Genomic DNA, 22,623 nt, shown 5'->3' with positions numbered 1-22,623 from the left:
CCCAATAGTGAGGCTCTGCTCACTATCGGAATTAATTCAACTTGGAGCGCATAAAGCTAATGAGCGACGAAAACTCGCATAGTAGAGAGGGTTCTTCTGGAAAATCGTGGATGGATCGCATCACCCAGATGTTCCAAGGAGAACCCCAAAATAAGGAAGAATTGGTTGAAGTCATCTCAGATGCGCAAGAACGCGATCTGATTGACCCTGAGACCAAGGAAATGATGGAAGGCGTATTGGGTGTGTCGGAGCTGAAAGTGCGCGACATCATGATCCCACGCTCACACATGATCACCTTAGATGTAGATAAACCACTGTTCGATCAACTACCGATGATGATCGAGTCCTCGCACTCGCGCTTTCCGGTGGTGTGTGAAGACAAAGACCACGTCGAGGGTATCTTATTGGCCAAGGACTTATTGCCATTACTGATGGACAAAGAGGCCGCCTTACCAAACCTACGCGATATGCTCCGCCCGGCGGTAGTCGTCCCGGAAAGTAAGCGGGTTGATACGCTACTGAACGAGTTTCGCCAACAGCGCTACCACATGGCGATTGTTATCGACGAATATGGTGGTGTGTCTGGCTTAGTGACCATTGAAGACATTCTCGAAATCATTGTCGGCGAGATTGAAGACGAGCATGATGATGAAGACGAAAGTAAAGCCATCCGTAAGGTTTCTAAGCACGTTTACTCTGTACAAGCTCTGACGCCTATTGAAGAGTTTAACGACGTGTTTAAAACCGATTTCAACACCAGCGAAGCCGATACCATTGGCGGTATTGTGTTACATGCCTTCGGCCATATGCCTGGGCGCGGTGAAATCATAGACATTGATCCTTTGCAGTTTAAGGTCACAAATTCCGACAGCCGTCGTATTTTGCAGCTGCAAGTTACCTTGCCGAAATCGAGCGATGGCGAAGATACTGACGCGGCTTAAACAGCAATTTAGTGATAAAAAAACATGGCTGGCACTGGTTGCCGGCCTTGTTTTAACCTTTGCTTATGCCCCTTTCGGCGCCTGGCCTTTAGCTTTTTTTAGTATTGCGGTGCTGTGTTATTGCAGTTATCAGGCACCGGTCAAACAAGCTGCTTGGTACGGATTTATCTTTGCCATCGGCTGGTTTGCTGCGGGAATAAGCTGGGTGCACGTCTCCATAGCCCAGTTTGGTGGTATGCCACTGCTCGCCTCCATTGCCATTATGGCCTTACTGGTGGTGTATTTAGCACTTTATCCTGCACTGGCACTGGCACTCACGGCGTTTATACACAAACACAGCGGCGCTTGGCTGGCTCCGCTGTTAATCAGCTTTGCCTTCAGCGAATGGCTGCGCGGCACACTACTAACCGGCTTTCCTTGGTTATCACTGGGCTACACCCAAACCGATTCACCAGTAAATATTCTCGCGCCGATGGTGGGTGAATTTGGCTTAAGTGTGCTGGTGCTGGCCGTGGGTTATGGCCTTTATCGTTTATTTTGTGCCAAGGTCTGGCAACCCCTTGTGGCAACACTCGCCGCAGGCGCCCTAGTTGCAGCCCTAGCCACAGTATTCAATTATAACCAGTATTCTGGCAAACAGCTGAATGTGGCCTTAGTACAAGGCAATATCAAGCAAAGCATGCGCTGGCAACCCGAGAATTTCTGGCCCACCATGCTCAAGTACCAAGATATGACGCGCCTACATTGGGATGCCGATCTGGTGGTGTGGCCTGAGGCTGCGATCCCCGAGCTCGAACAGTTAGCGGGGGAATACCTCACATCCTTGGATAAGGCGGCGGTGTTTAATGATACTGCGCTTATCACCGGCATCGTCGACTATCAATATGATACCCGCAATGTTTACAACACCTTAGTGGTGGTGGGTAAAAAACAACAAGACAGCAGCGCAGGTCAGTACCGCTACCTCCATAAAAACCGCTATCGCAAACATCAGTTACTACCTATTGGCGAATTTGTGCCTTTTGAAGACTTATTACGCCCTTTGGCACCGCTGTTTGACTTGCCAATGTCGAGTTTTAGTCGCGGTGAACGCGTGCAAGATAACCTAATTGCCAACGGCTACCACATCCTTGCCGCTATCTGTTACGAAATCGCCTTTCCCGATTTAGTCAGAGATAATTACCGCAGTGATTCGGATATCCTCTTTACCGTGAGTAATGATGCCTGGTTTGGCGACTCCCACGGACCTCATCAACATATGCAAATCTCACGCATGCGCGCGCTCGAGCTGCAGCGCCCACTGGTACGAGTGACTAATACTGGGGTGACTGGCGTGTATGACCCGATTTCGCAATCACAACTTAGTCTTGCGCAATTTGATGCGGATGTACTGCGCGCTGATGTTCGCTTGATCTCTGGCGACAGCCTATACGCCCAGTATGGTCGTTGGCCTACGTGGCTAGCGCTGCTGTGCTTGCTGGGCCTGAGTCTGTACTATTCTAGAAGAGTTAAAAAAAGCGCCTAACGGCGCTTTTTTTATTGCTTGTCGAGGTAATCAAACACCAAGTTGGTCATCGCTTTGACCCCTAGCGGCAACGCTTTCTCGTCGATGTAAAAGTGCGGCGAGTGATTGCTTGGCGCCGTTTTGGCATCCTGATCCTTTGGCGTCACTCCCAAAAAGAAGAACAGTCCAGGGGTTTCCAGGGCGTAGTAAGAGAAGTCTTCAGCGCCGGTGATCAGATCCGTGGTGATGACATTGTCACTGCCTGCGGCCTGTTGCAGCGTGGGGGTCATCATGTTTGTTAACTGCGGATCATTCACGGTGACCGGGTAACCATGGTCGATATGGATATCAGCCTTTGCCCCGGCTGCCTGGGCGGTTAACTCCACGGTTTTTTGCAAACGCTGCTTGATGTCGGCGCGCATTTGCTGATCAAAGGTGCGAATAGTGCCCACCATCTCCACCTCATCAGGGATAATATTACTGCGTACCCCACCATTGATGGCACCAAAAGAAATCACCGAAGGCGCTTTGGTGACATCGACTTGGCGCGAAGCAATGGTTTGTGTAGCCATAATGATTTGGCTAGAAGCAACAATGGGATCGACTCCATTCCAAGGTCGTGAACCATGAGTCTGACGACCTTTGACCTTGATGTTAAATGAGTCCTCACTGGCCATCAACGGCCCTGAGCGAAAACCAATTTGCCCGGTATTGAGTGACGAGGTGACATGCAAACCAAACACCGCCTCAGGCTTTTGTGCAAATAAGCCTTCTTTAAGCATCAGTTCGGCACCACCCTGCTCTCCCTCAGGAGCGCCTTCTTCCGCTGGTTGGAACACAAACAGTATTTCCCCAGCTAGTTCAGACTTTAACGCCACCAAGGACTCAGCCACAGCCATAAGGATAGCGACATGGGCATCGTGACCACAGGCATGCATCACCCCCACTTTTTGACCACGATAAGTGGCACTCTGCTGCGAAGCAAAAGGCAAGTCTACTTGCTCGGTCACAGGCAGTGCGTCCATATCCGCACGCAAGGCAATCAAGGGTCCCGGTTTATCACCCTTGAGCCTGGCTACCACCCCGGTATGAGCCACGCCGGTTTCCACCTCAAGGCCCAAGCTTTGTAAGTGTTCGGCCACGTACTGCGCGGTCTTAAACTCACGGTTACTCAATTCCGGATATTGATGAATATGACGTCGCCAAGTGATCACCTTATCGGCAACCTGTTCATTGGCTTGTTGAATTTGTTGGTCTAAATCAGCGGCCGCAACGCTTGATGTGACACTAAACATACCTGCCAGCAATAGCGCTTGGCCTAAAACCGAAAGCTTTGTCATGGATTGTTCCCCTGTTGAATAATGGTGGGTAGTTACACCTCGATATTAACGCTAATGTAACACTTAGGTGAAAAACAGTGGGTTGCGACCAATGACATAAAAAAGCCTGCGCGAAGGCAGGCTATACTCATGAGCTTAATTATTGGCGCGCTGCCAAGGCCCGCCATTGATGGGGTCGTCACCTTGTGTCCACCATTTAGCCTGATACAGGACACCATTTTTGCTGGCTTGGTCACCCCCGACGTAGATAGTCGCCGCATCCCAAGTGTTTGCCCCGTCACCGGGTGCAGGGTCTACCGGATCGCTTGGCGGTGTCGGCTCGCTTTGGCCGCCACTGTCAATAAGTTGCCATGGCCCACCATTAAGAGGGTCATCACCTTGAGTCCACCACTTGGCCTCATAGATTTGCCCACCTTGGCTCACTTGCTCACCTTGTACATAGACCGTTGCTGCATCCCACGCTGCAACGCCATCCACAGGCGGCTCTGTGGGCGGCTCACTAGGCAAGGTGTCGCTAACGCGCACTTGCGGCCAGCCGGCATGAGACTGATAGAAGTTAGTAACACATTTCTCATAGTCACCGGGGACCAAGGCCGAATAAGCCGTTTGATAACCTACTAACTTACATTCGAAGGAATAGCCACCGGGGCGGTCGGCATAATAGCCCCAATCACCCTCCCAATTGGTGTATAACACATCTGTCGCGCCCTCAAGATTAAGACTGCCATAAGGGGTTTGTTGCCAACAGGTGTCCTCTTCGTCACTTTCTATAACGATATTGTAGTGATGAGCGAGGCCCTGCCAATAACGAATGCGATTGACTGGTTGGCCCTTATATTTATTTTGCTCGCCGCACTCTATACCACCATTGATAACATTAATGGTGGTGCCAAAGCCATAACCAATCCCGGCATTACGCTCACGCTGCGACGGCACCCAAGTACGGTCAATCACGTGTAACATTGCCGGTTTCGGGGCTTGCGGAGTGAGGAAAAACCAAATTGCTGAAGCCAAGTTTAACCATGAGTCCGCCACTAACGCCGGGTTAGTTAGCAATACGGTGGCGTCACCATCGAACATGACTTCTGAGAATGCCCCGTAGTTAAAATGATAAGAGAGCTGTTTTGCGCCGCGACCAAAGTAACCCTGACCTGGAGCGCATGGCCAACGGCGATTTTGCCAATCATTTTGACCGCAGCCTGTGGTGTAGCCCTCTTCGCCCTCGGACCATCCCATTTCTCGCACATGCACTAACGCTTGTTGCCACTCCTCTAACCCCAAAGGGTTATCAGAGACGTTGTCTTTACTGATATGACCGCCAGTTTCTTGGGCAAAGTGAGCAAAGGCTGTGACTATTGAGCGTTTACAAATAGCATCGGCATCGCGACCATCGTTGTAATCGCCACAAAACGCGGGGAATTTGCCTATTGCTCTTAAAAATCGCGTGTAGGTGTACTCTGGCGCCGCCATTTGCGTAAGAAAGTCCCACTGCTACTGTGGAAATACCCGTTGTGCGCGCTGCACGTTTTCGGGGTTTGTGGCGCTTCCTGGGACAATAGCTTCAACCACGGCATTGTCGCGAGTACGCAGTGCCTGCGCCCACACTTGATACATAGGATCGGCTGTTTTCGCCGCTGCCATGGCTTCAATATCGGCTTTGGCGACGACATAGCCCTCGGGGTTCTGTGGATCGGGTTGTACATTAATGGCGTGGGCCGCTGTGGAGACGGCTGCGCTGATCCCCAGCACGGTGAATAGTTGTGTTGTTGTAGACATATTTGACTCATTTTTTCGTTGTAAGACCGACCAGCTGCTCATGCACTGATCACTGAGCCCTCCCACCGTTTATTGTTGCCACAAAGACAGCGTTGTCAAATATATTTTTACATTGTATTTTCAATTTTACTTATATAGGGGACATAAAATTGACGGGGCACACGCTAAATCAGCTACGCTGACCTAGCGTATTTACAACAGTTTAGTTAACAGCAATAAGCTCAACGTCGAAGATTAACAAGCTTGCTGGGGCGATATTCCCCACCCGGCGATTACCATAGGCAAGTTTAGCTGGAATATACAGCGTGGCCCGCTCTCCAGCATGCATGGCAAGCAACCCTTGCTGCCAGCCACTGATCACTTGGTTTAATTTGAAGGTCAGGGGTTGGCCTCGCTTCTGGGAGTTATCGAATTCACTGCCATCGAGCAATGTGCCCCGATAGTGCACCGTTACTTTCGACTTAGCGCTTGGCTGCTCACCAGCCTGATTGCGAGTATGCCACAGCATTTGCACCCCACAATCAAGCTCCACAACGCCTTCTTTGTGTTTGTTCTCGGCCAGAAATTGCGCCTCAGCATCGCCATTTTCTGCTGCCGCCGCTTGATTGCGCCGATGGCCGCGAAAGGTCAGTACCAACAACACGACAATGGCGAGAATTAATAACGCATTAATCATCCTTTTCTTCCTCACCAGCAACAATGTCAGCTATAGCCCGCAAGCGTTTCATGGCTAAGTCGTGCAAGCTTCCTTCGGGGTATTGGCCCTGATGAAATTGCCCGCATTGCTTACCAGTCAGCAAACTGAGGGCTTCATCGACACTCGAAACTGGATAAATATGGAACTTCCCCTGCTCAACGGCACTTATTACCTCTTGATTGAGCACCAGGTTCAAACAATTTGACTTGGGAATAATGACCCCTTGGTGAGTATCTAAACCGCGCATTTGGCAAAGTTTGAAGAACCCTTCAATCTTTTCGTTAACACCGCCAATGGCTTGCACTTCACCGCGTTGGTTGATTGAACCAGTCAGTGCAATGCCTTGCTTTATGGGCACTTGGGTAATACTTGAGACCAAAGCACATAACTCAGCCAGCGAGGCACTGTCACCATCGATATAGCCATAGCTTTGCTCAATTGCGATGTTGGCACTGAGAGTCAGGCTGAAATCCTGCGCGTATTTATTCCCTAAGTAGCCGGTTAGCAACATGACACCTTTTGAGTGAATAGACTTACCCAATTCGGCTTCGCGCTCAATATCAATCACCCCATCACTGCCTGCATAAACCGAGGCGCTCATACGCGCCGGAGTGCCAAATGAGGTATCACCCACGTGCAACACGGTAAGGCCATTAACAATGCCGACTGCCTCACCTTGTGTATCAATAAGAATGTGTCCTTCACGAATATCACTCAGCATGTTTTCGCTCATTTGCCCAGTGCGATACTCTTTCCCAGCAATTGCTTCCTCTACGTGGGCAGCTAGGATCTGTTCACTGCTGTCTTGACGAGCATAAAAGCTTGCTTCAGCCACTAACTCAAGTACATCGGCAAAACGTGCTGACAACTTTTGTTGATGCTCAGCCTGGCGGTGGCTGAAACGCAACAGCAGTGCCATCGCCTCATTATTAGGTTCAATTTTCAGCTTTTCTCGACAGTACTCAATCACTTTAGTGATAAATTGATATTGGTATTTATCTGAGCCTGGCAGGTAATAATCAAAATCAGCCAGAACGCGAAAATGCTCGGCAAACTCTTCGTCATATTCATTGAGGGTGTAATACAAATCCCGAGAACCCAGTAAAATCACTTTTACATCCAGCGGGATCAATTGCGGCCGTAAGGTGAAGCTGCTACCTACCGAGCTGTCTTGGTAAGGTAAATCATTTTTTATCTGATGTGTTTTTAATGATAGTTTTAAGCCATCCCACACTTGCGCGTTGGTCATCACTTTTTCCGCATCCATAATCAGATAACCACCATTGGCACGGTGCAGTGCGCCAGGCTGAATGCTCCGATAACTGGTTACCAACGACCCTTGCGATGTTGAATATTCTATTTTGCCAAACAGGTTACCAAAGGTCGGATTAGGCTCATAAATAACTGGCGCGGGGTCGTCTTCTTTAAAAGACACCAATAAATTGGGAGCAAAGAATTCGGTGAGCATCTCATCACGATCATACTCATCTTTGTTATCTTCACTGCCTTGCTCTTCATCAAGCCACTCGAGTACCGTATCGACTAATTCTGAGCGTAAATCTTTTAAGTAACGCAACACCCCAACATGGGTGGCATACTTGTGCTCAAGCTCACGTAAAAGCGGTTTGATTGCCGCTTCGGCGGTGCTTTTCTTCAGCTTACGCAATGCCTCGCTAGACTCGCGCTTCCATTTTGGCAGCTCAATAAGGGCATCAATTAATGCGCCTTCAAGCTCTGCGATAGCGTCGAGAAAGCGCTCTTGCGTGGGCTCATCAAGGGCACTGAATTGCTCATCGCTGAGACGCTGATTGTTGACGATTGGCACAAAACCTACGTTATTCTCATCCTCGATCAATTCGACACTGCGGGCATTGGCCAAGTCTTCCACCGCAGCCAACGCATCTTCGTACTTATCTTCAAATTCACGATCAATGGACTTTTTCTTGCGTTGGAATCCAGGGTTATCAAACGCAGCCGGAAAGGTATCAAGAATCTCATCCAGCAACGCATCAATATCGTCGACTAGGACTTGTCCTTCGCCCGGATTCATTAACAAGGCGATAGGCTCGCGGTGATCATCGTAATTATTAACATAGAGCCACTCACGCGGCGTTTCGCGCTCTTTGGCATGTTGTTGCAGCTTATGCTGCACTAACGTAAAGCGCCCTAACGCTGGCTCTCCCATCACATAAGCATTGTACCCAGGAAGCTGCATACCCAGGGCAAATTCCAAAGCACTGTCGGCACGCTGCTGGCCGATAAAAGGTAAGTCCTCGGGGTAGGGATGCGCTAAACAAGTGCGCACATGATTTGCTGAAATTTGTGGGGCCAACGCATTGGCACTAAGAGGAGTAACACCGTTATTGCTTTTATCTTTCATTCGACACATCTTGTAGTGGGCCCTATCAGAGGGCCCCAATTATTATCCGCTGAGCACTGCGTTATGGCTGCAGTGCCTGACGGCTGAAGTGAATTCCTTCGCATTGACTGCAAGGCTGAATCTCACTGGCGTGGTAAATATCCACCTGATGATGGCAATTTTGGCACACTAAGGTCCCCATGGCTATCCATTCTCCAGCGTGATAAATGCCTTTATGCTTAAAGTCTTGGCTAAGCGCTTGCCACTCCAATTGTGACTTATCTTCGATATGTGATAACTCGAACCACAGCGACTCCTTAAGTTCTTGCCATGCTAGCTCGTTGTAGTGTTTCTCGTGTTCAATGAGGTGGTCGATGTCGCGCTGTAAATATTGTTTATATTGCTCGTACTTGTCTTTACTCAGCTCCTGCAAAGCCTGCTTTGACTCCATAAAGGAGGACACCATGTCTTTCACTTCATGCTCTTTCACATCTTTGAGCCAATCACTAAACTGACCCAACCATTGACGATAATCTGCCATGTTCGCTCCTTTTGAATTTAACAGCCTCTCTCTTTGTAACTATAGCCCGCTTGCCGACAATTCAATAACAGCGATAAAAAAGCCTGTGCCTTGCTGTGATTAGATATCGATTTGGGGTATGCTATCGGCAAATTTGTCATCATTTTGCAAGAAGTCTGGAATAGTAGATGCAAGAGCAATATAACCCGCAGGAAATAGAAGCTAAGGCCCAGTCATACTGGGAAGAAAACAAGGTTTTCCAAGTTCGTGAAGACGACTCAAAAGAGAAGTTTTACTGTCTGTCCATGTTCCCCTACCCGAGTGGTCGACTACACATGGGTCACGTGCGTAACTACACCATTGGTGACGTTGTTTCTCGCTTCCAGCGCTTGCAAGGTAAAAATGTTATGCAACCCATGGGTTGGGACGCCTTTGGCTTGCCGGCAGAGAATGCCGCAATTAAAAACAACACCGCCCCAGCCAAATGGACCTATCAAAATATTGATTACATGCGTAACCAGCTCAAACTATTAGGCTTTGGTTACGACTGGGACCGTGAGATTGCCACCTGTCACCCAGATTACTACAAGTGGGAACAATGGTTTTTCACTAAGCTGTACGAAAAAGGCCTAGTGTACAAAAAAATGTCCACTGTTAACTGGGACCCTGTAGATCAGACTGTTTTGGCAAACGAGCAGGTGATTGATGGTCGTGGTTGGCGCTCTGGCGCTGTGGTTGAGCAAAAAGAAATTCCGCAGTGGTTTATTAAAATCACCGACTACGCGCAAGAATTATTAGATGATTTAGACAAGCTTGAGCACTGGCCTGAGCAAGTTAAAACCATGCAGCGCAACTGGATTGGTCGCTCTGAAGGCGTCGACATTACCTTCAAACGCGCCGATAACCAAGGCGAATTCAGCGTCTACACAACACGTCCCGATACCTTCATGGGTGTTACCTATGTGGCTGTTGCCGCAGGCCACCCTATTGCTCAAGAAGCTGCGAAGACCAATGCCGATGTTGCGGCGTTTGTTGAGCAGTGTAAAAACACTAAAGTAGCCGAAGCCGACGTTGCCACTATGGACAAAAAAGGCATCGCCACGGGTTTGAACGCAGTTCACCCGCTAACCGGTAAAGAAGTGCCGATTTGGATAGCTAATTTTGTGTTGATGGACTACGGCTCAGGTGCGGTTATGGCAGTACCAGGGCACGATCAACGTGATTTTGAGTTTGCGTCAGCATACGGTCTAGAGATCAAGCAGGTTATTGCTGCCAATGAAGGTGACGAGTGTGATTTATCCAAAGCCGCTTACACAGAAAAAGGCACGCTCATCAATTCTGGTGAATTCGATGGTCTGGATTTTGAGGCCGCCTTTAATGCCATTGCCGATAAGTTAGCTGAACTTGGCGTGGGTGAGCGCAAGGTTAATTTCCGCCTGCGCGATTGGGGCGTTAGCCGCCAACGCTATTGGGGTTCACCTATCCCAATGTTGAATAAAGAAGATGGCAGCGAACTGGCAGCGCCAGAAGATATGCTACCGGTGCGCCTACCAGAAGATGTGGTGATGGACGGCGTGACTTCCCCCATTAAATCAGACCCTGAATGGGCCAAGGCAAGCGTCAACGGTGAAACCGTGTTCCACGAGACCGATACCTTCGATACCTTTATGGAATCATCTTGGTACTACGCTCGTTATTGCAGCCCACGTTACGACGAAGGCATGCTTGAGCCAGGTGCAGCTAACTATTGGCTGCCAGTCAACCAGTATATTGGCGGTATTGAACACGCAATTTTGCACCTGCTTTATGCGCGTTTCTTCCACAAATTATTACGTGATTTTGGCTTGGTCGACTCTGATGAGCCATTTGAGCGCCTACTTTGCCAAGGCATGGTACTGGCCGACACCTACTTCCGCAAAGACGAAAAAGGCGGTGATATTTGGTTCTCACCCAGTGATGTCGAAGTAGAAACTGATGACAAAGGCCGTATTATTAAAGCTTGGCACAAGGATGATGGTCAACCGGTGGAAAGCGCCGGCATGAGCAAGATGTCTAAGTCCAAGAACAATGGCATTGACCCACAAACGGTAATCGACCAATACGGTGCCGATACCGTGCGTTTGTTTATGATGTTTACAGCACCACCAGAGCAAACACTGGAATGGTCTGACTCCGGTGTTGAAGGCGCGCACCGCTTTATCAAACGGGTATACAAGTATGCCTATGATGTGAAGCAAGCGGGCTTTGTTGAGCTAGATGTTACCAGCTTAACGAAAGCGCAAAAAGAACTGCGTCGCGAGTTGCACAAAGCCATCGCTAAAATCACTGATGATTTAGCCCGTCGCCAAACCTTCAATACCGCCATTGCAGCGGTAATGGAGCTATCGAACAAGCTGATCAAGGCACCATTAGCTGATGACGGTGACAAAGCCGTAGCCAATGAAGCGTTAGAAGCAATGCTGATTATGCTGGCACCGATTACCCCACACCTGTCACATCAGTTGTGGCAAGACCTCGCCAAGCCTGGCGATATCCTTGACGCACAATGGCCTGTTGCCGATCAATCAGCCATGGTTGAAAGTGAGAAACTGGTGGTAGTTCAAGTCAATGGTAAGGTCCGCGCGAAGCTGACTCTAGCGGCCGATGCAGATCAGCAGGCCGTTGAGCAAGCAGCCTTTGCAGATGCCAACGTACAGAAGTTCACCGATGGACTCACCGTGCGTAAAGTCATCTACATCAAAGGCAAAGTGCTTAATGTGGTGGCGAACTAAGATGTTCGCTGCCAGTGCACTACGCCATAGCCTAGTGATCAGCTGCTTAGTATTATTACTAAGCAGCTGTGGTTTTCACCTTAAAAAGGCCTCGGATCTACCGCAAGATCTCATGACTTTGGAAGTCAACGCCAGCGATCCTAATTCAGCTCTGTATGAGCAACTATTGAGTGAACTCGCACGCAGTAATGTGCAGGTCAATAAAGGGTTGCGCGCTAACTCTCCGATGTTACGACTCACCTCCGACCGCCTAGATAGACGAACACTGTCGCTGTTTAAAAACGGTCAGGTCGCAGAATACGAGCTTATTTACTCGGTGTCTTACACGCTTAAGCGAGCAGGTGAAGACCCTATCGAGCAATATTTTGAGCTTTATCGCAATTACCAAGACGATCCAGACAATGCCTTAGCTAAAGCCAATGAAATGACGATTTTGTTGGAGGAGCTACGCAAACAGGCGAGTCGCCGCATTGTTAGGGAGTTAGCACAGCTCTAATGCGCATCTACGCGAATCAACTGGCACAGCAACTATCCCGTGGGCTGGCACCTTTTTACATGGTGTTTGGCGATGAACCCTTTCAAGTTGATGAGTGTATCCGCCATATTCGCCAAAATGCGCGCCAACAAGGCTTTGATGAGGTCATTAAACTCACCGCCGGAGCGCAATTTGACTGGCAAGAGTTAGACGGCCACTACCACAGCCTGTCGCTATTTAGCTCCCGCACCTTAATAGAATTAGACTTAAACGGCCAAAAGCCTGCGAAAACCGGCGCCGAGCACCTGAAGCAATGTGCACAAGGCGTGAATCCTGATTGCATTATTGTGATCCGTGGCATGAAAGCATCGCAAGACGTCCAGCGTTCAGCCTGGTTTAAAGCGCTTGATAAAGAAGGCATCTTTGTCCCCTGCTACCCACTAACCGGCAATCACTTACGGCGCTGGCTTGATAACCACTGTCAACGTCTAGGTCTTAATCTTGAAGGGGATGCTAAGCAGGTGCTGCTCGATACCACAGAGGGGAACCTCCTGGCGTGTCACCAAGAGCTAGAAAAGCTGGCTTTGCTGTACGCAAATAAAGCCATTGATGGGCGTACCCTTACAGGCATGTTATTGAATCAAAATAAGTTTGATATTTTTGATTTGGCTAATGCGGTCCTTGGTGGCGAGGGTGACAAAGCGATGCAGGTGTTGGCACGATTACAAAATGATAACACCGAGCCCACCGCCATCGCTTGGGCTCTTGGCAAGGAAGCGCAGCAACTCCTCACACTCGCAGAGTTGCGCCATCAAGGACAGGATTTTAATAGCGCGTGTAAAAAACTGGGGATTTGGAAGAATCAGCAACCTTTGTATCAAAGAGCCCTGCAGCGCTTAGACATGGCACGTATAGAGCAACTTTGTGATTTACTCAGTGATTTTGATAGCCAGTTTAAAAGCGGCAAGTTATCTTCACCCTACCCCATGCTTGCACACATCAGTATGAGCTTCTGTCGCACCTTACCATTTTCTGCGCCTATTTTTTCGGAGTAAATATGCTTCTGTTCGGCGGTACTTTTGATCCGGTTCATATCGGCCATCTTAATATGGCTAATCAGTGCTTAAATCACTTCAATAGTGAGCAACTATTTTTTATGCCCAACCGCGTCCCTGCTCACAAGCAGGCGAGCAACATCAGTAATGCTGACAAACTGGCGATGTTACGCTTAGCCATAGCCTCCGAGCCGCGCTTTAAAATCGATGAGCGCGAGCTGCATCGGGAAGGTCCATCCTACTCACTACTGAGCCTACAAGAGTTACGTGAAGAACTGGATAGTGCCGGTAATTACCAAGAGCCAATACTCTTTTTGATGGGCTTGGACTCATTCAACAGCTTTGATTCGTGGTATCAATGGCAGCAAATTACATCTTTGTGTCATTTAGTGGTCTATCAGCGTCCACAAGAGCGCCTTGACCTCTCCGCAACACTCACGCAATACTTATCACAGCATCAGTGTCAGCAAGGGGCGGCGCTCAATAACCAACGCAGCGGGCTTGTTTACTTTTTACCCGGCCCGCAGCTGGCGGTTTCATCCTCCGAGGTGCGCGCCAAATTGCAACGTCAGCAGCCTTGTGAGGAACTGCTTACGCCGCCCGTGTACCAATATATCCGCGATAAGCGCCTGTATATAGGTTGATAATAGTGGTAAAATACGCCGCTTAGAAAGCTTTAACTAACTTAGAGAGTGCATTTTGCAAACCAACAATCTTCTTGATTTTGCATTAGATAAAATTGACGATATGAAAGCGCGTGACGTCATTACCTTGGACGTTCGCGACACATCGAACATTACTGATTTCATGGTTGTCTGTTCGGGTAATTCCAAACGCCAAGTTCAATCCATCGCCCAACATCTTGCCAAAGAGGCCAAGGAACATGACTTAGATGTGATAGGCATGGAAGGACAAGACATCGGTGAATGGGTATTGGTGGACTTAGGTGACGTGGTCGTGCATGTAATGCAAGATGAAACTCGTGACTTTTACCAACTCGAGAAGCTCTGGGGTTAACGGTGAAAATCCAACTGGTCGCCGTGGGGACCAAAATGCCATCTTGGGTAGAGACAGGGTTTAGCGAGTATCAACGCCGGTTTCCCAAGGACATGGCTCTAGAGCTGATTGAAATACCCGCTGGTAAACGCGGCAAAAATGCCGATATCAAACGTATTTTACAGCAAGAAGGTGAGCGCACCTTAGCGGCCATTCCAAAGGGAAATCGTATTGTTACCTTAGAAGTGACAGGCAAAGCGATGGACACGCACCAGCTTGCCAAGGCCATGGAAAAGTGGCAACTCGATGGTCGTGATGTCAGTTTGCTTATCGGAGGCCCAGAGGGGCTAGCTCCCGAGTGCATTGCCCGCAGCGAGCAAAAGTGGTCGTTATCGAATTTAACCTTGCCTCACCCGCTGGTTCGCATTATCGTAGCGGAAAGCCTATATCGAGGCTGGAGCTTAAATAACAATCACCCCTATCACCGAGAATAGCCGTTTTTATGCTGCGTAAACGCACTCCTATCCGCGATCATTCCGCCGAGGCCAATTTGTTTGCGCGCCGTTCTTTTACGGCTTTTATTTTTGTTCTTATTCTGGTCGCCATTTTAATTTCGAATCTATACAACCTACAGGTGGTGGCGCACAAGACCTATCAAACCCGTTCCAACGATAACCGAATTAAAGTACTGCCTGTGGCCCCTAACCGAGGCTTAATTTACGATAGGAACGGCACTTTACTGGCCGAGAACAAGCCGGTTTATAACCTCGAGGTGATCCCCGAACAGGTGGATGACCTAACACAATCGCTGGACGATATTAGCGCGTTACTCAATATTAGCGAGCAGCAGCGTGCAGAGTTTCTCGACGATATCCGCCACAACCGCCGCTTCCAGAGTCAGGTGCTAAAAAGCCGTTTGAATGACAAAGAAGTCGCGCTATTTTCTGTAAACCAACATAAATTCCCAGGGTTCAGTGTCGAGGCTCGCTTAGCCCGGTACTACCCCTTCGGAGATACCCTCACTCATGCTCTTGGATATGTTGCCAAACTGAATAAAAAAGAGCTAACCAACCTGGAAGCGCAAGGCTTGGCCACCAATTATCGCGCCACCCGGGATTTCGGTAAGCTCGGACTTGAGAAGTTTTATGAGTCGCAGTTACATGGTCAGGTAGGCTCGCAATCGGTGGAGATTAATAACCGAGGCCGAGTATTACGTCGCGTTGAGGAAACGCCTCCGGTGCCCGGTAAAGACTTAATGCTGACCCTCGATATTGGGCTGCAGCAAATCGCGCAAATGACATTAAAAGATAAACGTGGTGCCATTGTCGCATTAGATGCAAAAACGGGAGGCATCTTAGCGCTGTACTCTAACCCCAGCTATGACCCTAACTTATTCGTGCACGGTATTAGCTCAGCAAATTACAAAGCCCTGCTTAACCCTGATAGACCGCTTATAAACCGTGCTACCCAAGGCCGCTATGCCCCGGCGTCAACCATCAAACCACATATGGCGATTTTTGGCTTAGAGCAGGGGTTGGTGACCGAAGAAACAAAAATGTGGGACCCTGGCTTTTTCCAAATTCCCAACGTTGAACACAAATGGCGTGACTGGAAGCGCTGGGGTCATGGCCATGTCGACGTTTATAAAGCCATAGAAGAGTCATGCGATACTTATTTTTACGACATCGCATACCGTGCTGGCATAACCAAAATTAGTAATTTTATGGCGCAGTTTGGTTTTGGCGATTTATCCGGTATTGATATCCACGAGGAAACGACGGCTATTTTGCCTTCCAAGGAGTGGAAAGAAGACCGTTTTCGCGAGTCTTGGTGGCGTGGCGATACGATTTCTGTAGGAATCGGCCAAGGGTATTGGACAGCAACCCCGATTCAAATTGCTAATGCCGTCAACATCATGGCCAATCGCGGCGTACACAATCCGCCCCACCTAGTTCATCAATTACGCCGTGATAGCGATATTACCACCGTTAATGACGACGAAAAGCCACCGGTAAAATTACAAAATCCTGAGCATTGGCAAATTGCCTTAGATGCCATGCATAATACCGTGAAAAAAGTCACAGGTACGGCGCATAAGGCATTCAAAGGGACTAATTATGATCCAGCCGGTAAAACGGGTACCGCACAGGTGGTGAGTATTGCCCAGGGCGAGCGTTACGACGCTGATAAGCTCAAAGAGCGCCATCGTGATAACGCCATTTATGTTGGTTTTGCTCCGTTTGACGACCCGCAAATCGTTGTCACAGTCATTGTTGAAAACAGTGGTGGTGGCAGCTCGGTGGCCGCCCCAATCGCCCGCGAGGTAATGGACTACTATTTCCTTGCGAACCCCATTGCCAGCGAAGTACAGGATGAATCGCAATGACGCCATTACATCAGCATAACTCTTTATGGCAACGCGTGCATATCGACCTGCCGCTGTTTTTAGCCTTGCTCGCCATGATGTTCGCAAGCTTGTGCATCGTCTACAGTGCTAGCGGCCAAGATTGGAATATGATGATGCGCCACGGCACCCGGATGGGTGGCGCTCTAGTGGCTATGTTAGTGTTTGCACAAGTCTCTCCACCTACGTTAAAGCGTGTTGTTGTGCCTTTGTATCTGATGGGCACCTTGATGCTCATCGCGGTGTTGTTTGTCGGTGTCAGTTCCAAGGGTGCACAGCGCTGGCTCGACATTGGTATTCGTTTTCAGCCTTCAGAGATTATGAAGCTTGCGGTGCCCATGGGCGTTGCTTGGTATATTGGCCGCAATCATCTGCCGCCTCGCTTGGGGCATTTGTTTATCGGGCTGGTTATCGTCATGGTGCCCACTTTGCCAATTAAAGAACAACCAGACTTGGGGACATCTATTCTGATCGCCAGCTCGGGGATTTTTGTGTTGTTTCTAGCCGGTGTAAGCTGGAAGCTAGTTGGCTCTTTGGCTGTGCTCGTTGGCGCCGGCGCTCCCTTATTTTGGCACTATGGTATGCACGCCTATCAAAAGCAGCGAGTCCTTACTTTCTTAAACCCGGAAAGCGACCCCCTCGGTGCTGGCTACCATATTATTCAGTCAAAAATCGCCATTGGCTCGGGCGGCATAGAAGGCAAGGGCTGGTTGCAAGGCACCCAATCACAGTTGGAGTTTTTACCCGAGCGCCATACCGACTTTATCTTCTCAGTACTGAGCGAAGAGTTTGGCCTAATTGGCGTGTTAATCCTCTTAGGGGTGTATTTATTCATTATCGCTCGCGGCCTCTATATCGCCGTGAATGCCCAAGAAGCCTTTGGTAAGTTACTCGCAGGGGCTTTAACCCTAACTTTCTTTGTTTATGTGTTTGTCAACATCGGTATGGTGTCTGGATTATTACCTGTCGTAGGCGTCCCCTTGCCACTGATCAGTTATGGCGGCACCTCAATGGTGACTCTGATGGCGGGTTTTGGCATTATTATGAGTATCGCCACAGAAAAACGGATGTTAAATAAATAATGGCAGTTCGTGCGCTTTTTCTTACTCTTATAACGCTTTTAATAAGTGCCTGTAGTACGCCATCGGGGCGCTATCATATGCGTCATGATGCCGCACCTTTACGCCAGCCTACCGCGCTGGAGCTGCAAGACGCGGTGATCACCGATGAACCCAAAAGTGCCGCTGCAAATCGTCCTTATGAAGTTCGTGGGCGCCATTACGTGCCTATTTTTGACGAACGAGGGTTTACACAGCAAGGTATTGCTTCGTGGTATGGCCGTAAGTTTCATGGCTATCACACCTCCAATGGCGAGACCTACAACATGTTCGCCATGACCGCAGCCCATAAAACCCTGCCCTTACCCAGCTTCGTTCGAGTGACCAACCTCGATAACGGCAAAAGCGTGATCGTTCGCGTCAATGATCGCGGCCCGTTTCATGACGACCGGATTATTGATTTATCATACTCAGCAGCCTACAAACTGGGCTATCACCGCCAAGGTACAGCGCGGGTTAAGCTCGAAGCAGTTACCCTTGCCGACGCAAAACCTCGTACTAAGTATATTCAAGTCGCTGCGGGCTCAAAACTCGCTAATATTGAAGCTTTGGCTTATCAATTGGAGCAGCAGTATCACGTACCAACGAATATTAAAAAGCAAAATGATGGAATTTTTCGCTTACGCTTAGGTCCAATAACTGATGAAAATCAGGCACAGTCGCTATTGAAGCAATTAAAAAGTGGCCAATTCGCCCAAGCTTTCTTGCTTTATGATGACCATGCCCTTTAAGATATTAACCAATTCGCATTTTCACCTAAAATATATTTAAAAGCATAATGAAATCAATTAAACATTCTCTTCTCAAAGGCCTAGGCGGATTACTGTGTGCAAGCTCAGTGTTTGCCGCTCAAGCGCAGATCATTCCGGCTCCACCTGAAGTTAACGCTAAGGGCCACTTTCTTGTCGATTTCACAACGGGCAAGGTGATCGCCGAAGGCGAAGCCGACACTAAATTGGCACCCGCTAGCCTTACGAAAATGATGACGAGCTACGTCATCGGTACAGAAATTAATGCCGGTAACATCTCCCCCTCAGATATGGTGACCGTCAGTGAAAATGCATGGGCGAAAAATTTCCCAGAGTCATCAAAAATGTTTATCGAAGTCGGTAAGCAAGTAAGCGTTGAAGACTTAAATCGCGGTATCATCATTCAATCGGGTAACGATGCGTGTGTAGCGATGGCCGAACATATTGCGGGAAGTGAATCGGCATTTGCCGATCTCATGAATGCCCACGCGCAGAAGCTTGGCATGGATAACAGCCACTTTATCAACAGCCATGGTTTAGATACCAACGAGCATTTCACTACCCCTCGGGATATGGCGACCTTGGGTGCTGCACTTATCCGTGATGTGCCAGACGAATACGCACTGTATAAAGAAAAAGACTTTACCTACAACGGTATCAAACAATTTAACCGCAATAGTTTGCTGTGGGATCAAGGCCTCGACGTAGACGGCATTAAAACTGGTCACACCAGCGAAGCCGGATATAGCTTAGTATCTTCTGCCACTAAGGGTGATATGCGTTTAATAGCCGTGGTCATGGGTGCTAGCTCTGAGCGTGCACGTAAAGTGGAAAGCAAAAAACTGCTTAACTACGGCTTTCGTTTCTTCGAAACCATCACACCGTATAAAGCTGGCGACAAATTTGCCGACCAACGCATCTGGATGGGCGACAAAGAAGCTGTGGCGTTAGGCATTTTAGAAGACACGCCTATCACTATCCCTCGTGGCCAACAGAAGAACCTAGAAGCAAACTTTGAGCTCGATACGACACTTGAAGCGCCACTAGAGAAAGGCACCAAAGTAGGCACTTTGTACTTACAACTTGACGGTGAAGATGTGGCCAACTACCCACTGGTGACACTGGAAAGTATTGAAGAAGGTGGCTTTTTCAGCAAGATCTACGACTATTTGCGCTTACAAATCATGTAATCGCCGCTGATTTGTTATAGCGGATCACGCATTACCGAGCGCCCCACTTGTTGGGGCGTTTTTTTTACCTTAAAAAATGCTAGAATACGCACTATTAAGAGCTTTGCTCCGTATACTTTAAACACACCGTCGTCTGTAGTTAAGAGGGTTTATTGTCGTGGTCAAACCGGTCAAAAATACCAAATTTGATGAATATCTAGAGTTTCCTTGTCCTTTCACATTTAAGGTGATGGGTCTTGCTAACGTGAGCCTGACGGAACAGGTATTAACGGTTATGCAAGAGCACGCCCCTGGCGACTATGCACCAAAAACGAAACCGAGCAGTAAAGGTAATTATGAGTCAGTGACTTTAGTTGCCACGGTGACATCAAAAGAGCATATCGAAGTTATCTATACTGAATTAGGTAGCATTGATGATGTACGCTACGTTCTGTAAGCCTTTTAAGGACTGACATTGAGCACCTTAATAGTACGCCAATTGGGCTCTCGCCCATACATGCCTATTTGGCAGGCAATGCAAACCTTCACAGACACCCGTGACGAGACCAGTGCCGATGAAATTTGGCTGGTAGAACATGAGCCTGTATTTACGCAAGGCCAAGCAGGCAAAGACGAGCACTTGCTAATGCCCGGTGACATTCCTGTGGTCAAAGTAGACCGTGGCGGACAAGTCACTTATCACGGCCCTGGACAGCAAATGCTGTACGTACTTTTCAACTTACGTCGATTGAAAATCGGTGTACGCGACCTGGTTACTTGGCTAGAAGACAGTATCATCGACAGTCTTGGTAAATATGGAATCGACGCTTACGCCAAAAAAGATGCACCTGGGGTCTATGTTAATGACGCCAAGATTGCCTCCTTAGGTTTACGCGTGCGTCGAGGCTGCTCCTTCCATGGTTTGGCTTTGAACGTCAATATGGATTTGGAGCCTTTCTTGCGCATTAACCCGTGCGGCTATGCGGGTATGCAAATGGTGCAATGTAAAGATTTAAATGGGCCTCAGTCCACAGAGCAAGCCGGTCAAGGGCTTGTCGAGCAATTAATTAAACGACTCAACCCCGAACACGTTGAGTATCAACAAGGGTTAGCGAAAGAATGACGAAATCATCAGTAAGAATGCAACCGGGTGTAAAATTACGTGACGCTGAGAAAATGGCGCTTATCCCGGTCAAAGTCCTACCGACTGAAAAAGACGAAATGCTACGTAAGCCAGAGTGGCTGAAAATCCGCTTACCTAAATCTAACGAGCGCATTGATGGCATTAAACAGGCAATGCGTAAGCACGGCTTGCACTCCGTGTGTGAAGAGGCGAGCTGCCCTAACCTTTCTGAATGCTTTAATCACGGCACCGCCACATTCATGATCTTAGGAGCCATTTGTACGCGTCGTTGTCCGTTTTGCGATGTCGCTCATGGTCGTCCACTGAAACCTGATGCTCAAGAGCCAGAAAAGCTGGCACTGACTATCAAGGACATGAAGCTCAACTACGTGGTGATCACCTCGGTAGACCGCGACGATTTACGTGACGGAGGGGCCCAACATTTCGCCGATTGTATTCGCGAAATTCGTAAGCACAACCCGGGCATTACTATTGAAATTCTAGTGCCAGATTTCCGTGGTCGCATGGACCGAGCATTAGCGATTCTCAGCGAGACACCACCAGATGTCTTTAACCACAATTTAGAGACAGCCCCACGCCTTTATAAATTGGCTCGTCCAGGCGCAGACTATAAATGGTCTTTAGAGCTATTAAAGCGCTTTAAAGAGGCACACCCTGAGGTGCGCACCAAGTCAGGCCTAATGGTAGGGTTAGGTGAAGAAATGAGCGAGATCGAAGAAGTGCTGCGCGACTTACGTGAGCACAACGTCGATATGCTCACAGTAGGCCAGTATTTACAGCCTTCGAAACACCACTTGCCGGTAAAACGTTACGTGCCACCAGCGGAATTTGACGCTTTAAAAGCGTACGCAGATGACATCGGCTTTACCCAAGCAGCCTGTGGTCCCTTTGTACGCTCTAGCTATCATGCTGACCAACAAGCAGCAGGTAAAGAAGTTAAATAAGCGATTACGACGCGTCATGGCATGGTGGCGCGTCCCTTCTTTATTCACATCCCTAATACAAATGTGCTAGTATCCGTTGCAAGTCGTTAAGATAAGGATAGAGATAAATGACTTCAGCGCACGTCAAGGACACGACCACCCGGCTAATCAGCAGTTACCCGCAATTCAATATCCTATTACTTGATTATCAGGTAATCAGTGATTTAGTTGACCCAACCTCCGTTACCCGCTTTATGCATCAAAACAAGTTAAAGCACTTAGTCATAGCCAATGTGCCCAGCGATATGAACTTCGGCCACCTTAAACGTTGGCCTAATCTGCGCGGTGTTTTTATTGCCCCAAGTACTGATGAGCAAGTGATGCAAGGCCTGCAGGCCATTGCTGAAGGAAAGCTGTGGTTCCCACGTAAAGTAACGGATCACTGGATGCGCCATTACCTAGCCACAGAAGAGCACCAGCAAAGCCAAAAGTCTTTATTGACCGAAAAAGAAATGACGGTACTTAAGTTACTGGCCTCTGGAATGCCGCTTATTAGCATTGCCGAGCGATTATTCATCAGCGATGCGACCGTGCGTGTTCACCTACATAAGATTTATCAAAAAATCGGTGTGAAAAACAAACAACAAGCCATGCTTTGGTCGCAGCAGCATCTGACCTGAAC

20 protein-coding genes and 1 pseudogene are annotated in these 22,623 nt (G+C 48.6%); 16 read left to right on the top strand and 5 right to left on the bottom strand.

Translation table 11 applies throughout. The features are described from left to right. The first annotated feature begins 59 nt into the window (after window positions 1-59). Together corC and lnt are read left to right on the top strand one after the other, a co-directional pair. Window positions 60-941 (top strand): CNNM family magnesium/cobalt transport protein CorC, encoded by an 882-nt coding sequence (gene corC, locus PRUTH_RS02575; RefSeq protein ID WP_022944677.1) that lies wholly within the window; start codon window positions 60-62, stop codon window positions 939-941. Then, window positions 916-2,466 carry an apolipoprotein N-acyltransferase gene (gene lnt, locus PRUTH_RS02570; RefSeq protein ID WP_151172457.1) on the top strand — a complete coding sequence of 517 codons (1,551 nt, stop codon included), beginning with the start codon at window positions 916-918 and terminating at the stop codon, window positions 2,464-2,466. The genes corC and lnt overlap by 26 nt, the downstream gene beginning before the upstream one ends. An 11-nt stretch (window positions 2,467-2,477) precedes the next feature. Here lnt and PRUTH_RS02565 read toward each other — a convergent pair whose 3' ends face one another. The 5 genes and pseudogenes from PRUTH_RS02565 to PRUTH_RS02545 form a co-directional block, all read right to left on the bottom strand. Continuing rightward, window positions 2,478-3,785: an amidohydrolase gene (locus PRUTH_RS02565; RefSeq protein WP_239409072.1), complete on the bottom strand. Its 1,308-nt coding sequence runs from the start codon at window positions 3,783-3,785 to the stop codon at window positions 2,478-2,480. Window positions 3,786-3,920: 135 nt separating this feature from the next. Then, a pseudogene (locus tag PRUTH_RS02560) lies at window positions 3,921-5,561 on the bottom strand (chitinase). A 202-nt stretch (window positions 5,562-5,763) separates the two neighbouring features. Next, on the bottom strand, window positions 5,764-6,237 hold the full coding sequence (bamJ, locus tag PRUTH_RS02555) for a BamJ family beta-barrel-assembly machinery protein (RefSeq protein ID WP_022946372.1): 474 nt from the start codon (window positions 6,235-6,237) through the stop codon (window positions 5,764-5,766). Next, on the bottom strand, window positions 6,230-8,638 hold the full coding sequence (locus tag PRUTH_RS02550; RefSeq protein WP_151172456.1) for a Lon protease family protein: 2,409 nt from the start codon (window positions 8,636-8,638) through the stop codon (window positions 6,230-6,232). Before PRUTH_RS02550 ends, bamJ begins: the two co-directional genes overlap by 8 nt. Before the next feature lie 61 nt (window positions 8,639-8,699). Continuing rightward, window positions 8,700-9,158: a zinc ribbon-containing protein gene (locus PRUTH_RS02545; RefSeq protein WP_151172455.1), complete on the bottom strand. Its 459-nt coding sequence runs from the start codon at window positions 9,156-9,158 to the stop codon at window positions 8,700-8,702. A gap of 167 nt (window positions 9,159-9,325) precedes the next feature. Here PRUTH_RS02545 and leuS point away from each other — a divergent pair, with 167 nt between their 5' ends. The 14 genes from leuS to PRUTH_RS02475 all read left to right on the top strand — a co-directional run bounded on the left by leuS (window position 9,326) and on the right by PRUTH_RS02475 (window position 22,621). After that, window positions 9,326-11,908: a leucine--tRNA ligase gene (leuS, locus tag PRUTH_RS02540; RefSeq protein ID WP_151172454.1), complete on the top strand. Its 2,583-nt coding sequence runs from the start codon at window positions 9,326-9,328 to the stop codon at window positions 11,906-11,908. Between the two features lies 1 nt (window position 11,909). Then, window positions 11,910-12,404 carry an LPS-assembly lipoprotein LptE gene (locus tag PRUTH_RS02535; RefSeq protein WP_022946376.1) on the top strand — a complete coding sequence of 165 codons (495 nt, stop codon included), beginning with the start codon at window positions 11,910-11,912 and terminating at the stop codon, window positions 12,402-12,404. Continuing rightward, complete coding sequence (gene holA, locus PRUTH_RS02530; protein WP_151172453.1) at window positions 12,404-13,438, top strand: DNA polymerase III subunit delta; 1,035 nt, start codon at window positions 12,404-12,406, stop codon at window positions 13,436-13,438. Before PRUTH_RS02535 ends, holA begins: the two co-directional genes overlap by 1 nt. Window positions 13,439-13,440: 2 nt before the next feature. After that, window positions 13,441-14,082 (top strand): nicotinate-nucleotide adenylyltransferase, encoded by a 642-nt coding sequence (gene nadD / locus PRUTH_RS02525; protein ID WP_151172452.1) that lies wholly within the window; start codon window positions 13,441-13,443, stop codon window positions 14,080-14,082. A 55-nt stretch (window positions 14,083-14,137) separates the two neighbouring features. Next, window positions 14,138-14,455: a ribosome silencing factor gene (gene rsfS, locus PRUTH_RS02520; RefSeq protein ID WP_022946379.1), complete on the top strand. Its 318-nt coding sequence runs from the start codon at window positions 14,138-14,140 to the stop codon at window positions 14,453-14,455. 2 nt (window positions 14,456-14,457) lie between these two features. Continuing rightward, a complete protein-coding gene (rlmH, locus tag PRUTH_RS02515; RefSeq protein WP_022946380.1) occupies window positions 14,458-14,928 on the top strand; it encodes a 23S rRNA (pseudouridine(1915)-N(3))-methyltransferase RlmH in 471 nt (156 codons plus the stop codon). A gap of 8 nt (window positions 14,929-14,936) precedes the next feature. Beyond that, window positions 14,937-16,820 carry a penicillin-binding protein 2 gene (gene mrdA / locus PRUTH_RS02510; RefSeq protein WP_138547599.1) on the top strand — a complete coding sequence of 628 codons (1,884 nt, stop codon included), beginning with the start codon at window positions 14,937-14,939 and terminating at the stop codon, window positions 16,818-16,820. After that, complete coding sequence (gene rodA, locus PRUTH_RS02505) at window positions 16,817-17,920, top strand: rod shape-determining protein RodA (RefSeq protein ID WP_151172451.1); 1,104 nt, start codon at window positions 16,817-16,819, stop codon at window positions 17,918-17,920. The genes mrdA and rodA overlap by 4 nt, the downstream gene beginning before the upstream one ends. Continuing rightward, window positions 17,920-18,687, top strand: a complete 768-nt coding sequence (locus PRUTH_RS02500; RefSeq protein WP_045979817.1) for a septal ring lytic transglycosylase RlpA family protein — start codon at window positions 17,920-17,922, stop codon at window positions 18,685-18,687. The genes rodA and PRUTH_RS02500 overlap by 1 nt, the downstream gene beginning before the upstream one ends. A gap of 47 nt (window positions 18,688-18,734) precedes the next feature. After that, window positions 18,735-19,895, top strand: coding sequence for a serine hydrolase (locus PRUTH_RS02495; RefSeq protein WP_151172450.1), 1,161 nt, complete (start codon window positions 18,735-18,737; stop codon window positions 19,893-19,895). A gap of 157 nt (window positions 19,896-20,052) precedes the next feature. Next, window positions 20,053-20,331, top strand: coding sequence for a DUF493 family protein YbeD (ybeD, locus tag PRUTH_RS02490; protein ID WP_022946385.1), 279 nt, complete (start codon window positions 20,053-20,055; stop codon window positions 20,329-20,331). 12 nt (window positions 20,332-20,343) lie between these two features. Beyond that, a complete protein-coding gene (gene lipB, locus PRUTH_RS02485) occupies window positions 20,344-20,997 on the top strand; it encodes a lipoyl(octanoyl) transferase LipB (RefSeq protein ID WP_151172449.1) in 654 nt (217 codons plus the stop codon). Next, a complete protein-coding gene (gene lipA, locus PRUTH_RS02480; protein ID WP_022946387.1) occupies window positions 20,994-21,962 on the top strand; it encodes a lipoyl synthase in 969 nt (322 codons plus the stop codon). The genes lipB and lipA overlap by 4 nt, the downstream gene beginning before the upstream one ends. A 107-nt stretch (window positions 21,963-22,069) precedes the next feature. Next, window positions 22,070-22,621 carry a LuxR C-terminal-related transcriptional regulator gene (locus PRUTH_RS02475; RefSeq protein ID WP_257221002.1) on the top strand — a complete coding sequence of 184 codons (552 nt, stop codon included), beginning with the start codon at window positions 22,070-22,072 and terminating at the stop codon, window positions 22,619-22,621. Window positions 22,622-22,623 lie beyond the last annotated feature (2 nt).

The organism is Pseudoalteromonas ruthenica (assembly GCF_008808095.1).
Lineage (GTDB): Bacteria > Pseudomonadota > Gammaproteobacteria > Enterobacterales > Alteromonadaceae > Pseudoalteromonas > Pseudoalteromonas ruthenica.
This window is presented reverse-complemented; position numbering and strand designations above follow the sequence as displayed.